This is a genomic window from Stenotrophomonas sp. Sm2128, assembly GCF_030985535.1.
GTDB lineage: Bacteria > Pseudomonadota > Gammaproteobacteria > Xanthomonadales > Xanthomonadaceae > Stenotrophomonas > Stenotrophomonas maltophilia.
In genome coordinates, this window is sequence record NZ_JAPTFQ010000039.1 from 12,905 (window position 1) to 26,204 (window position 13,300).

At 68.2% G+C, this 13,300-nt stretch carries 10 protein-coding genes; all 10 read right to left on the reverse strand.

What is annotated here, in order from left to right:
* Positions 1-34: 34 nt before the first annotated feature.
* Positions 35-2,032 (reverse strand): transketolase, encoded by a 1,998-nt coding sequence (gene tkt, locus O0K41_RS12635; protein WP_005414341.1) that lies wholly within the window; start codon positions 2,030-2,032, stop codon positions 35-37.
* A 215-nt stretch (positions 2,033-2,247) separates the two neighbouring features.
* A complete protein-coding gene (locus O0K41_RS12640; protein ID WP_005410848.1) occupies positions 2,248-3,567 on the reverse strand; it encodes a dicarboxylate/amino acid:cation symporter in 1,320 nt (439 codons plus the stop codon).
* A gap of 57 nt (positions 3,568-3,624) precedes the next feature.
* On the reverse strand, positions 3,625-5,340 hold the full coding sequence (locus O0K41_RS12645) for a BatD family protein (protein ID WP_164222748.1): 1,716 nt from the start codon (positions 5,338-5,340) through the stop codon (positions 3,625-3,627).
* Positions 5,337-7,181, reverse strand: coding sequence for a VWA domain-containing protein (locus O0K41_RS12650; RefSeq protein ID WP_164222745.1), 1,845 nt, complete (start codon positions 7,179-7,181; stop codon positions 5,337-5,339). The genes O0K41_RS12645 and O0K41_RS12650 overlap by 4 nt, the downstream gene beginning before the upstream one ends.
* The gene (locus O0K41_RS12655) at positions 7,178-8,182 is read right to left on the reverse strand and encodes a VWA domain-containing protein (protein ID WP_164222742.1); all 1,005 of its coding nucleotides are present in this window, start codon (positions 8,180-8,182) and stop codon (positions 7,178-7,180) included. The genes O0K41_RS12650 and O0K41_RS12655 overlap by 4 nt, the downstream gene beginning before the upstream one ends.
* On the reverse strand, positions 8,179-8,628 hold the full coding sequence (locus tag O0K41_RS12660) for a DUF4381 family protein (protein WP_099604841.1): 450 nt from the start codon (positions 8,626-8,628) through the stop codon (positions 8,179-8,181). Before O0K41_RS12660 ends, O0K41_RS12655 begins: the two co-directional genes overlap by 4 nt.
* Positions 8,625-9,554 (reverse strand): DUF58 domain-containing protein, encoded by a 930-nt coding sequence (locus O0K41_RS12665; protein WP_005414346.1) that lies wholly within the window; start codon positions 9,552-9,554, stop codon positions 8,625-8,627. Before O0K41_RS12665 ends, O0K41_RS12660 begins: the two co-directional genes overlap by 4 nt.
* Positions 9,555-9,562: 8 nt before the next feature.
* Complete coding sequence (locus O0K41_RS12670; protein WP_099604839.1) at positions 9,563-10,588, reverse strand: MoxR family ATPase; 1,026 nt, start codon at positions 10,586-10,588, stop codon at positions 9,563-9,565.
* A gap of 198 nt (positions 10,589-10,786) precedes the next feature.
* Complete coding sequence (locus O0K41_RS12675; protein ID WP_005410855.1) at positions 10,787-12,754, reverse strand: type IV pilus secretin PilQ; 1,968 nt, start codon at positions 12,752-12,754, stop codon at positions 10,787-10,789.
* A gap of 21 nt (positions 12,755-12,775) precedes the next feature.
* Positions 12,776-13,279 (reverse strand): pilus assembly protein PilP, encoded by a 504-nt coding sequence (locus O0K41_RS12680; protein WP_044571441.1) that lies wholly within the window; start codon positions 13,277-13,279, stop codon positions 12,776-12,778.
* Between the last annotated feature and the right edge of the window lie 21 nt (positions 13,280-13,300).

A 13,300-nucleotide genomic window follows, 5' to 3' on the forward strand; every position in this document is an offset into this window, starting at 1 on the left:
GCGCCGGCCTTTCCTCATTACGTCGCGAAGCTGCTTACAGCGACTTGGCCGCTTCCACCACGTGGGCAGTGGTGATGCCGAAGTGCTTGTACAGCTGGTCGGCCGGGGCCGAGGCACCGAAGGTGTCGATACCGATCACGGCACCGTCCAGGCCGACGAACTGGCGCCAGAAACCGGTGACGCCGGCTTCCACCGCCACGCGCTTGCGCACGGCGTTCGGCAGCACCGATTCACGGTAGGCCGCATCCTGGCGCAGGAACACGTCGGTGGACGGCATCGAGACCACGCGGGTCTTGAGGCCGGCCGCGTCCAGCTGGGCCTTGGCTTCGGTGGCCAGCGAGACTTCCGAACCGGTGGCGATCAGGATCACGTCCGGGGTACCGTCGGCATCGGCCAGCACGTAGCCACCGCGCTCGATCTGGGCGATCTGCTCGGCGTTGCGCGGCTGGTGCGGCAGGTTCTGGCGGCTGAACACCAGGCAGCTCGGGCCGTCCTGGCGGGTGATCGCGGCCTTCCAGCTCACCGCCGACTCGACCGCATCGCACGGACGCCACACGTCGTTGTTCGGGATGTAGCGCAGCGAGGCCAGGTGCTCCACCGGCTGGTGGGTCGGACCGTCTTCGCCCAGGCCGATCGAGTCGTGGGTGTAGACGTGGATGGCGTGGGCCGGGATCAGCGCGCTCATGCGCACGCCGTTGCGGGCGTAGTCGCTGAACACCAGGAAGGTGGCGTCGAACGGAATGAAGCCACCGTGCAGGGCCAGGCCGTTGGCAATGGCGGTCATGCCGAACTCGCGCACGCCGTAGTACACGTAGTTGGCGTTGGCGTCGTCGCTGGCAACCGATTTGCTGCCCTTCCACAGGGTCAGGTTGGAGTGCGCCAGGTCAGCCGAGCCGCCGACGATTTCCGGCAGCAGCGGTGCATAGGCTTCGATGGCCAGCTGCGACGCCTTGCGCGAGGCGATCGTCGGGCCTTCGGCGGCCACCTGGGCGATGTAGGCATCGGCCTTGGCAACGAAGTCGGCCGGCAGTTCGCCATGCGAGCGGCGGGTCAGTTCGGCCGCTTCAGCCGGGTACTGGCTGGCGTACTTGTCGAACAGCTGTTCCCATTCGGCCTGGCGCAGCGTGCCGGCGCCGTTGGCGCGCCAGCCGTCGTAGATCGCCTGCGGGATCTCGAACGGACCGTATTCCCAGCCCAGCTGCTTGCGGGTGGCTTCCAGTTCGTCCTTGCCCAGCGGTGCGCCGTGGCTGGATTCCTTGCCCGCCTTGTTCGGCGAACCAAAGCCAATGGTGGTGCGGCAGCAGATCAGGGTCGGCTTGTCGCTCTGCGACAGCGCGGCCTCGATGCCGGCCTTGATGCTCTCCGGGTCATGGCCATCGACATCGCGCACGACGTTCCAACCATAGGCCTCGAAACGCTCCGGGGTGTTGTCGGTGAACCAGCCCTCGACATTGCCGTCGATGGAGATGTGGTTGTTGTCCCAGAAGCAGACCAGCTTGTGCAGGCCCCAGGTACCGGCCAGCGACGCCGCTTCATGCGACACACCTTCCATCAGGCAGCCATCGCCCATGAACACCCAGGTGCGGTGGTCGACCACTTCCAGCTCCGGGCGGTTGAAGCGCTGTGCCAGCAGCTTCTCGGCCAGGGCGAAGCCCACGGCATTGGCGAAACCCTGGCCCAGCGGGCCGGTGGTGGTTTCCACGCCCGGGGTCTCGTGGCGCTCCGGGTGACCGGCGGTGTGGCTGCCCAGCTGGCGGAACAGCTTCAGCTGCTCGATCGGCAGGTCGTAACCACTCAGGTGCAGCAGCGCGTACTGCAGCATCGAACCGTGGCCGTTGGACAGCACGAAACGGTCGCGGTTGAACCAGTGCGGGTTGCTCGGGTTATGGCGGAGATAGTCGTTCCAGAGGACTTCGGCGATGTCGGCCATGCCCATGGGCATGCCGGGGTGGCCGGACTTTGCGGTTTCAACCGCATCGGCGGCAAGGAAGCGGATGGCGTTGGCCAACTGGCGACGGGTAGGCTGCGTCATGGTTCTGTCGGAATCGGGAGGCGGCCGCGGACGTGCGGGCGGCCTATTGTCCCATAGTCGCCGGGCGGGGGGTCGGTTCACCTTGCCCGGTCGTGCCGGCCGCTGGCCGGCAACGTCGTCATCTCCCCCGGATTCCGCATGTGAAGCGGGGTCGGAGCCCTTTCCTTGCGGAAAGGAATCCGACCCCGATCAGGTCGCCAGCGGTGGCGTTGGACTCAGTCCTGCTGCGGGCCCAGCGCCGGGCCGTCGTGCGATTCGCCCTTGGCCACCAGGGTGGTCAGGGCCAGGTCGCCGGTCACGTTCAGCGCCGTACGGCACATGTCCAGGAAGTGGTTCACGCCCAGGATCAGGCCAATGCCCAGCGGGTTCACGCCCACCATCGCACAGATCATCGCCACCACCGGCAGCGAGCCCGACGGCACGCCGGCGGTGCCGATGCCACCGAGGATGCAGACCGCCATCACCATGATCTGCTGGCCGATGCTCAGGTCCACGCCGAAGAACTGGGCCAGGAAGATCACCGTCACGCCCTCGAACAGCGCGGTGCCGTTCTGGTTGGCGGTGGCGCCCACGGTCAGCACGAAGCGCGACACGCGCTGCGGCAGGCCCATCTGGTCGGCCACGCGCAGCGCGGTCGGCAGGGTGGCGTTGCTGGAGGCGGTGGAGAACGCCATCACCGTCGCTTCCTGGGTATCGCGGAAGAACGACAGCGGCGAACGGCCGGACAGCCACACGGCGGTACCGTAGGTCACGATCATGTGCAGGCCGAGTGCCAGCACCACCACGCCCACGTAGGCACCGAGGCGGATGATCAGCTCGAAGCCGAACAGCGCGGCCAGGTTGAACATGAAGCAGGCCACCGCATACGGGGCCAGGCGGATGACCAGGTTGATCAGGGTCATCGAGATTTCGAACACGCCTTCAATGGCGCGGCGCAGCGGCGCGACCTTCTCATTGTCGGTCAGCACCATGCCGATGCCGAACATCAGCGCGAAGAACATCAGCGACAGGATCGCGCCGTTGTCGGACGCGGCCTGCAGCACGTTGCTCGGCACGATCGACAGCAGCATGTCCATGCCCTTCGGCGTGCCATGGATGCCAGCAACGATTTCCTTGCTGCGCTCGGCGTTCTCCGAGAGCATCATCGCAGCGACCTGCGGGTCGACGCCGGCACCCGGCTTGAGCAGGTTGACCAGCACCAGGCCGATGCCCACGGCAATGCCGGACAGCAGCACGGTATACGCCAGGGTCTTCCAGCCGATGCGGCCAAGGGCGCGGATGTCGCCCATCTCCGACACGCCCATGATCAGCGCCGAGAAGATCAGCGGCACGATCAGCATGAAGATCAGGTTGAGGAACAGGCCCGACGCCGGGGTGGTGATGTAGTCCATTACCCACTTGGCACCGGCCTGCAGACCATCGACGCTGCCGCCCAGGGCGTGCACGATCAGTCCCAGGATCAGGCCGATCGCAAAGCCGATGCCCATCTTCCAATGCAGGGGCAACTTCTTCTTGTCGGCAGCAGCTGCTGTCATGCGCGGGTTTCCTCGAAAAATGAATGCACTCTAACAAAGCGCGCAAGCGGCGCCGGTTCAGGTTCGCCGCGTTGGATACAGCGGCGCCAGGCCAGTGTCAGCGGCGCCGGTAGCCGCCGACCAGTGCGGTCCGTCACGGAAGACCTCGCGCAGACGCGCGCGTAGCGATGCCAGATCGCCCTGCCCGCCCCAGCGTGCCTGCTGCAGGTCCTGCAGCACCTGGCGCTGGCCAGGGTCATCCAACCGCGCGATGACCTGCTCGATGCGCTCAACCCCGGCCATCGCGCACAGCTGCGCTTCCACCTGATCGAAGCCTTCGCCATCCAGCGTGCGGCGCAGCTCGGTCAGGCCGGCACGTCCGCGCGCCACAGTCGGCACAGAGGGCCTGCCGACTGCAGGCGTCGCCGCACGCGGTCGGCGGCCTCGCTGCCAGCCCCACAACAGGGTCAGCAGCCACAGCAGCGCCAGGCCGATGGCCGCGCCCATCCACGGCCACGGGCGTTCGGCCAGGCCGCTGGCGCGCGGATCGGTCGCGGCGATACGGCTGTCCTGGCCATCGCCACCCGGCAGCGCAGCATCGGTGTCGATCGGCGGCAGCGGCGCAGGTGAAGCACTGCCACCGCCATTGCCGGCTGCGACAGCCAGTGTCAGGCCCGGCAGCTTCGCTTCCTGCGCCTTGCCTGCGCGCACATCCCACCACGGCAGGCGCGGCCCCGGCACCACCAGCGAGCCTGGCTGGCGCGGCACGATCGAGTAGCGGCGGGTGATCTTCAGCCGCGGCGTGCTGCCATTGAACGATTCTTCGTACTGCGCAGGTTCGGCGAATACCTGCGCATGGGTGCCCAGATCCGGCACCGGCAGGTCGGTGAACTGTGCGCGGGTTGCCCCTTCGGCAATCGCCTCGACCACCACAGTGGCGGCCTCACCGGTACGGGCGCTGGTCGGCGCACTGGTGTAGCGCAGCTGGAGGCTTTGCAGCGGAAGCCATGGCTGCGGCGCCTGTGCCGGTTGCGCCTGCACCTTCAGCGTGCGATCGGCGCCGGTGGCATTCATGCGGCCGTCGCCGCCGCCGAAGAAGTCGTCGAAGAAGCCACCGGCACTGCGCCCACTGAAGCGCGCACCGGCCAGCCGAAGTGCACCGCTGCGCTCGGGGATCAGCAGGAAGCGGCGCTCGACCACGTTGTAGCGGCGGCCGTTGACCTGCCGCACATCGGTGCGGTCATCGCCTACCCGCTGTAGCGACGCACCCGCCGGGGTATCCAGCACCAGTTCGCCAGAGGCCAGCTGAGAGGCGAAGAACAGCCTCACCACCACGCCTACGCTCTGCTGCACATACGGCGTTTCGTCATCGACAACGGTTTCGATGAATGCCACCGCATTGCTGTCGGGGCCGGCCACGGCAGCGGCATCCACCTGCAGGGTCAGCGGCGCGGTACGGACGCTGCCCACCTGCAGGCCCGGCACCACCAGTGCACCACTACGCCGTGGCGTCAGCGCCACGCCATACAGGTTGCGCTGCTGCATGCTGCCGTTGCTCCACTCCACCTGGCGGCTGCTGGTCTGCCCGCTGAGGTCGAAGTCGGTACGCAACGGTGTGAAGTCAGGGGCGCCCTGGTCGCTCTCGACATTGAGCGTGACCGTGTCGCCCATCGCGATGCGGTCGCGGTCCAGCCACGCGCGCGGCTGCGCCCAGGCCAGCAGCGGCAGCCACAGCAGCAGCGCCGCCAGTACCTGTCGGGGCCAATGCCCGTGCATGTTGATCGCCCGCGTCATCGCCCTTCCCTCTTCCTGCGCTCGTTTTCCAGCTGGAACTTGGCCCGCAGCAATGCGCCCGGATCATCCGGCACGCGCCGCATCCACGCCTCCACCGCCTGTTGCTCCTCGCGTTGGCGCGGAGTAGTGCCGTCACTGCCTGGCACGGGTTTGCCATCCTGTTCGCCCTTGCCCTCACGTGCCTGCTGCATCGCCTGCTGCATGCGCTGGCGCTGCTGCTCATCAGCCTGGGCCTGCGCCTTGGCATCCTCCACCTGTGGTGGCGCCTGCTGTCCATCGCGGCCACGCTCACCGGGCTGAGGCGCCGACTGCGCGTCGTCGTTACCCGCCTGGGGCTGCCCCTGCTGGCCCTGCTGAGATGGTGGCTGACCCTGTCCTGGATCCTTCTGGCCCTGCTGCGGTTGCTGGCCCTGCGGGTTCCGCTGGCCCTGTGAATTGTTCTGCTGCTTCTGCTGCCCGTTCTGCTGCGGTTTCTGCTGGTCCTGGCCCCGCCCCCCCGACTGCTTGCGCTTGCGTGCGGCATCAACCACGGCACGGTTGGCGACCGCATCGGCCATGCCGGGATGCAGCGCCAGCGCGCGGTCGTAGGCGGCGATGGCTTCGTCGTAGCTGCCCTGGCGCGCCAGCGTGTTGGCCAGGTTGTACCAGCCCGCATCACTGTCGATGCCCTCGAACTGCTTGCGCGCAGTGGCGAAGTCGCCCGCGCGATAGGCCTGCACGCCGTCGGCCAGGCGCTGGTGCTGCAACTGGTCGGCGCGCTTCCACAGCGTGCCCTGCGATGGCGGCGAAGCGGGCGCTGGAGCTGCCTGCGCCTGCACATCCCCCATCCATGGCAGCAGGCCCACCGCCAGCACTGCGGCCAGCAGCGCGCGGCGGCGGAAGGCGAGCAGCGCCAGCAGCATCACCGGTGGCAGCAGCCAGAATCCTTCATCGCGCCATTGCCTGCCCTCGTCGGGCCGCTGCGCCGCAGTACCTTCGCGTGCATCAAGCACACCCAGTGCGCGCAGGTCACTGCCATCGGCGGTGATGCGCGCATAGCGACCGCCACCTGCCGTGGCCACCGCACGCAGGCGACCTTCGTCCAGCGCAGCCTGGCGGATCTGTCCGCTGTCGTCACGATACGCCGCACCCGCCGGTGTACCGAGCCCCAGCACCGACACCTGCAGGCCGAGCCCACGTGCCTGCGCGGCCGCCAATGCAGCTTCACCATCGGCTTGATCGGTGACCAGCAGGATCTGTCCCTGCGCTGCAGCGATCTGCCGCATCAGCCGCGTGGCCCAGTCGATGCCACGGTCGGCACGCTGGCCATCACGCGGCATCACATCCGGCGACAAGGCATCCAGATACAGCGCGACGTTGCTGCCGTCATCGGTCAGCGGCGCGACGGTGTAGGCATCTTCGGCGTACACCACCAGCCCCACCTGCCCACCCTTGCGTGCACGCAGGAGCTCGCCGACCTTGGCCCTTGCCTGCAGCAGGCGCGACGGTGGCAGGTCGGTGGCAGTGATGCGGCTGGACAGATCCAGCACGATCAGCAGCGGTGCGCTGGGCTGGAACATCGGCTGTGCCTGCTGCCGCCAGCTCGGCCCCGCCATCGCCAGTGCTGCCAGCGTCCACCCCAGCAGCACTGCCAATGGCAGCCGCACGCGACGGCGAGCACCGGCTGCCAGCAGATGCGGCAACAGGTGCGCATCCACCGCCTGCCGCCACGCATCGCTGCGCCGCTGCCGGTACAGTGCCACGGCGAGAATCACCGGCAAGGCCAGCAAGGCCCACAGCCATTCCGGGCGCAGGAAGTGCAGTGCATTCCAGTCGGGAAGATGGGATGCCAACGCGATCATCGACGGCGCTCCGGCCACACCCATGCCAATGCCCCCAGCAGCAAGGCCAGGACCAATGGCCACGCATAGCGCTCCTCGCGCGGGCGCAGGCTCGGCCCCTTCGCAGCGATCGGCTCCAGACGATCCAGTTCGGCGTAGATGCCGGCCAGCTGCGCGGTATCGCGTGCGCGGAAGAACTGGCCACCGGTCAGACTGGCAATCTTCTTCAACGTGGCCTCGTCGACCGGGTCCTGGTCAGCGGAAATCGGAATACCGAGGAAGCGCATGCTGCCATCGCCACCAAACGCGACGGTGTGGATGCGCACCCCTTCAGCCTGCGCGACTTCGGCCGCACGCAGCGGTTCCAGCACGCCGGCATTGCTGACGCCGTCGGTCAGCAGGATCAGTACACGTTGCCCTTCCGGCTGGCTGCGCAGGCGCTTCACCGCCAGGCCGATGGCATCACCGATGGCCGTCTCGCGCCCGGCCAGGCCGACCACGCTGTCGCGCAGCTGGTCGCGCACACTGGCCAGGTCCGCAGTGAGTGGCGTGAGCGTATAAGCGCGGTCCCCGAAGATCAGCAGGCCGATGCGATCGCCGGCACGACGATCCAGGAAATCGGCCAGCACGGCCTTGGCTGCGGTGAGGCGATCCACCGCCTGCCCCCCCAGCACCATGTCGCCCTCGCCCATGCTGCCGGACACGTCCATCGCCAGCATCATCTGCCGGCCCTGCTGCGGTGGCGTGATCGCTTCACCCAGCTGTTGCGGGCGAGCCAGTGCGACGCACAGCGCGCACCAGCCCAGCCACAACAGCAGCGTACGCAGCCACGAAACATCAACGCGGCCGCCACCGGCCAGCGCTTCCAGTTCCGTCGCCGCATAGGGCACGCGCAGCGCAGCACCGGGATCGGCACGACGCTTCCACCAGCGCATCAGCAGTGGCAGCGGCAACGCCAGCAGGGCCAGCGGCCACGCCAGCTGCAGGTCAGGCCACGGCCAGTAACTTGCCAGCAGGTTCATCGGCGGCGCTCCAGCAGCATCGCCAGGTAGCGCCCGCGCGCCCAGCTACGCACGGCCGCCACTTCGCTGGCGTCCACGCGGGGACGATAGGCACCTTCGGCCAGGAGGTTGCGGCGCGCATCCGGCAACGTGCCCTTCGGATCCACGCGCTGCCACCAGGCATCGTCACGCAGGGATTCACTGCCGGGCTGTGCCTGTCGCGCGGCGCGACGCAGCAGGCCGGCGATCGCCGCCAGTTCCGCGGTGGCATCGGCGGTGGTGGTCAGCTCCTGGTCGAACGCCTGCAACCAGCGTTGGCGACGACGGCGGCGTTTCCACCACAGCAGGGCCAGCGCCAGGATCACCAGCAACACCGCGCCCCCGACCATCAGATAGCCGGGGGCCGGCGGCCACCACGACGGTGCCGGCGGCAACTGCACATCGCGCAGCGGAAGGTTGGCGCTCATGCCGGCACCTCGGTTACCGGTGGTGCCAACCAGGCGTCGCTGGGCGCATCGGTGGACAACACCTGCACGTCAACGCGGCGTGCGCCGAGCTGGCGGCGCAGCGCCTGCAGTGGTTCGACAAAATGCGCCTGCCAGTGCGCCTGCACCTCGCTGCGACGCAGGTCGAGGCCAATGCGCTGCTGCGCGGTCTGGAACTGCAGGGCCGCCGAGGGCGGTTGCAGTTCGAGGGGATCGACCAGCAGCACCAGGCTGAGGTCATGGTGCTGGGCCAGCGCGCTCCAGCGCACGACGGGAATCCGCGCGGCCTGCTGCGGATCGGCCAGCACCAGCATGCGCGCCCCGGGGCGCAGCACGCGGGCGGCATGGTCCAGCGCGCGTTCCAGGCCGAGATCGTCGGCGGGCGGCTGTGTGTACCAGCGGGTGAGTGCGTCGAGCACGCGCAGTACACCACGCGGCCCACCCGCGGGTGCAATCGGCGCTTCGCGGTCGCTGCCGCGCAGGGCACCCACGCGATCACCGCGGCGCTGCGCCGACCACGCGGCGACGGCGCCCGCGCGGGCCGCCTGCACCGACTTGAATCGCACGCGGGTGCCGAAATACAGCGCCGGCGACGTATCGGCCACGATCAGGCTGACCCGCTCGCGCTCGGCCTGGAACAGCTTGGTATGGGCACGGCCGGTCCGCGCGGTCACGCGCCAGTCGATATGCCGTGCATCATCACCGGCCACGTACTCGCGTGACTCGGCGTACTCCATGCCACGCCCACGCAGCGGCGACGGCGCCTGCCCGGCGTTGCCGGCACGGCCACGGCGTGGCGGCGGCGGCCGCTGTGCCAGCCGGCGCAGGGCCACCAGTTCGGACAGGTGCGGGCGCAGTCCGTCGCCATCACTGACGGTGGATGCGGCTTCCAGGGATGGATCGGTCATGCGCAGGCTCAGGGCGCCGGCACCCGGGCCAGCAGCTCCTGCACCAGGCGTTCGCCATCCCAGCCTTCGGCAGTGGCTTCGTAGCTGGGCAGCACGCGATGGCGCAGCACGTCGGCAGCGACCGCACGCACATCATCAGGGGTGACGAAATCGCGGCCGGCCAGCCAGGCGCGCGCACGCGCGCAGCGTTCCAGTGCGATGGAACCGCGCGGGCTGGCGCCCCAGGCAATGCGGCGGCCCAGGCCAGCGTCATAGCGCGCCGGATCACGCGAAGCCAGCACCAGCTCGATCAGGTAGCGTTCCAGCGCCGGCGCCATGTGCAGGTCCAGCACTTCGCGGCGGGCGTCGAACACATCCTGCATCGGCAGCTTCGCCGGTGCGGGTGCCGCTTCGCCCAGTGCGCCACGGGCACGCTCGCGGGCGAGCCGCAGGATCTCCGATTCGGCGGCCTGGTCCGGATAGCCGATGCGTACGTGCATCAGGAAACGGTCCAGCTGCGCTTCCGGCAGCGGGAAGGTACCTTCCTGCTCGATCGGGTTCTGCGTGGCCATCACCAGGAACAGCGGCGGCAACGCATAGGTGTGGCGGCCAACGGTGACCTGGCGCTCGCCCATCGCTTCCAGCAGTGCCGACTGCACCTTGGCTGGCGCGCGATTGATTTCATCGGCCAGCAGGATCGGGTGGAAGATCGGGCCGGGTACGAATTCGAAGCGCCCTTCCTGCGGGCGCCAGATCTCGGTGCCGGTCAGGTCGGCCGGCAGCAGGTCGGGGGTGAACTGCACGCGGGCGAAATCCGCCTCCAGGCGCGAGGCCAGTGCGCGGATGGCCGTGGTCTTGGCCAGTCCCGGGGCGCCCTCCACCAGCAGGTGCCCGTCGGCCAGCAATGCGATCAACAGGCGTTCGACCAAAGCCGCCTGGCCGACGATTTCGGCCGACAGCGCGTCGCGCAACTGGTTGAAGGCGCCATGCAGGCGGGAGGCGGCCGGCGCGGGCGGCGGCGAGGCGGTTTCGGGCATCGGCGGTGGCAGGTTCATGGGGGCCTTTGACCGGCGCGGGACGGCACGGGTTCCCCACATCATCGCAGGGTGCCCTGCGATTGGCATCAAGAACGGCTGAACGGGCCTCTCCTCCACGCAGGGCGTGGATCTACCGGATCATCCGCGGATTACGTCCGGCATGAACGAAGAAGGGCCGCACATGGCGGCCCTTCTTCGTGTCGCGGGTGCGCTGGCTCAGTTCTGCCTGGCTACGCGCAGCACCTTCGGGGTAACGAACACCAGCAGCTCGGCCTTGTCCTTGCTGCGGCCACGCTTCTTGAACAGGTTGCCCAGGAACGGTACATCGCCCAGGAACGGAACCTTGCTGATGCTGTTGCGGTCGGTGAACTCGTACACACCACCGATGACCACGGTCTGCCCGTCCTCGACCAGCACTGCGGTGTTCACTTCGCGGCGGTTGATCGACGGCACGGTGCCATAGCCTTCCAGCTGGATCAGCCGGTCCACTTCATCCTTCTTCACCTGCATGTTGAGGAACACGCGGTTGTCGTTGGTGATAGTCGGGGTGACCTTCAGTTCCAGCACCACTTCCTTGAACTGCACGTTCGGCGTAGCGACACCGCCCGCACCGGCGCTGATGGTCACATAGCCGATTTCCTTACCCTGCTTGATCAGGGCCTCGCGCTGGTTGGTGGTGACCACGCGCGGGTTGGAGATCACTTCACCACGCGACTCCTCTTGCATGGCCGACAGCTCGACGTCCAGCAGGTAGCCGGCATTGAGGATCGACAGCGCAAGCGAGCCTGCCGGGTTGGTGGACGCCGCCGGCATGGCCCAGTTCAGGCCACGGGTGATTGCCGAGCCGACCGGCACCGGCGCCGGGCCCGTACTGCCACCGGCCAGCCAGTCGCGGTAGGCCTTGGCGTTGGTCGCATTGGCTTCGACCTGCGATTTGCGGGTTGCCTCGTTGGCTTCCAGATTGCCGCTGAAGTAGGCGTTGTCGCGGCTGCCACTGATGCCGAACCGCGCGCCCAGCTCACGCGCGAACGTATCGGTGGCGATCACGATGCGGCTTTCGATCAGCACCTGGTCGACCGGGCGGTCGATCACGTTGATCAGCTCACGCATGCGCGCGATCTTCTTCGGAATGTCGCTGATCATCAGCGTGTTGGTGCGCTCGTCGGCAACGATGCGGCCACGGCCGGACAGGAAGCCACTCTCCTCCTGCGACGACCCACCACCACCGCCACCTGCGCCACCACCGCCACCCCCGCCGATGCCCTTGGCTTCGGTCAGGGCTTTGAAGATCTGGGTGGCGCTGTGGTAGTTGATCTGGACGTAATCGGTCACCAGGTCTTCGCGGTTCTCGATGGCGATGCGCGCGTCTTCCTTCTCCTGCTCGAACTTGGCCAGCTCTGCCTGCGGGCCGACCCAGATCACGCTGCCATCGCGTCGCTTGTCCAGGCCCTTGGCACGCAGCACGATGTCCAGTGCCTGGTCCCACGGCACGTTGACCAGGCGCAGGGTCACATTGCCCTGCACCGAGTCGGAGGCCACCACGTTGAGGTTGGACTCTTCGGCGATCAACTGCAGCACGGTGCGCACTGGCACGTCCTGGAAGTTGAAGGTCACCGGCTTGCCGGTGAAGCCACGTTGGCCGACGGCCTTTGCGGCCTGGGTGACGCTGCCGGCGGTCACTGCACCGACGGCGGCCGGAGCCTGCCGCGCGCTGATCTCCACCACGTATTCGTTGCCGCTCTGGTAGGCCAGCGACTCCACCGCACCGCCGGTGCTCAGCACCAGCTGGGTGCCGGCGCCGGACGGCTTGGCGTCGATGCGCTGCACCGGCGTGGCGAAGTCGACGACGTTCAACGGCTTCTGCAGGTTGGCCGGCAGGCGGGCATTGCCCACGTCGACCACCACGCTGTTGCCCTGCGTGCGCAGGTCCGGGATCGCGCCCTGGCCGTCAAACTGCACGATCAGGCGGCCCGCGCCATCATCGCCGCGCTTGAAATCGATCTTGGCCACCGACAGGCCGGCCGGTGCCGCGGCCGGTGCGACGGTGGTGCCCACCGGCTTCTCCGCCGGTGCGGCGGCCAGCGCCGGAGCGCAGGCCAGCATCAGCGCGACTCCCAACGCGCTGACACGGTTCAAGGTAGAGCGCCGGTTGGGACGCAGCCCCTTGGCTTGGTGAAAGGTCATCGTGCTATCCCCAGTAAACGATCATTGATCTTCAAGCGAGAGCGTTGCCGGCCGTTCCAGCCAGCCACCCGCGCCATCCGGCACCAGTTCGATCAGCTCCACACGGTCTTCGAAGACCGCAGTGACCCGCCCGTCGCTCTGCCCCAGGTAACCGCCCGGGCGCACCCGGTAGGTCACCTTGTCCGGCCCCATCACCAGTGCGACGGTGCCGCCGCCGGTGCCGATGGTACCGACCATGTCCAGTGCGTCCAGCGGGAAGCCCTCCAGGGGCTCCTTGCGCCGGTTCGGATCCGGCCGCAATCCGCCATTCCCCTGCGGATTGGTCCAGGCATCGGTGAACGGATCACGCAGGCCCTGCGCGGAGTATTCGAAGGTCTCGAACTGCTGCATCACAGGCAACGGTTCCAGCGGCTGCGCCGGCCGGGCACGTTCGCCTTCCACCCACTTCTCGAGATTCGGCGCATCGCCCGGCGTGCTGGTCACGCCACGGCCGCAGGCGGCCAGCAGCAACACGGCAGCGGCCATCCCGCAGCGTGCAAAGAAGGA

What these genes read in the sequence shown, in the direction of transcription:
- tkt (WP_005414341.1), bottom strand. Translation starts at nt 2,032, where the DNA reads ATGACGCAGCCTACCCGTCGCCAGTTGGCCAACGCCATCCGCTTCCTT.
- O0K41_RS12640 (WP_005410848.1), bottom strand. Translation starts at nt 3,567, where the DNA reads ATGACAGCAGCTGCTGCCGACAAGAAGAAGTTGCCCCTGCATTGGAAG.
- O0K41_RS12645 (WP_164222748.1), bottom strand. Translation starts at nt 5,340, where the DNA reads ATGACGCGGGCGATCAACATGCACGGGCATTGGCCCCGACAGGTACTG.
- O0K41_RS12650 (WP_164222745.1), bottom strand. Translation starts at nt 7,181, where the DNA reads ATGATCGCGTTGGCATCCCATCTTCCCGACTGGAATGCACTGCACTTC.
- O0K41_RS12655 (WP_164222742.1), bottom strand. Translation starts at nt 8,182, where the DNA reads ATGAACCTGCTGGCAAGTTACTGGCCGTGGCCTGACCTGCAGCTGGCG.
- O0K41_RS12660 (WP_099604841.1), bottom strand. Translation starts at nt 8,628, where the DNA reads ATGAGCGCCAACCTTCCGCTGCGCGATGTGCAGTTGCCGCCGGCACCG.
- O0K41_RS12665 (WP_005414346.1), bottom strand. Translation starts at nt 9,554, where the DNA reads ATGACCGATCCATCCCTGGAAGCCGCATCCACCGTCAGTGATGGCGAC.
- O0K41_RS12670 (WP_099604839.1), bottom strand. Translation starts at nt 10,588, where the DNA reads ATGAACCTGCCACCGCCGATGCCCGAAACCGCCTCGCCGCCGCCCGCG.
- O0K41_RS12675 (WP_005410855.1), bottom strand. Translation starts at nt 12,754, where the DNA reads ATGACCTTTCACCAAGCCAAGGGGCTGCGTCCCAACCGGCGCTCTACC.
- O0K41_RS12680 (WP_044571441.1), bottom strand. Translation starts at nt 13,279, where the DNA reads ATGGCCGCTGCCGTGTTGCTGCTGGCCGCCTGCGGCCGTGGCGTGACC.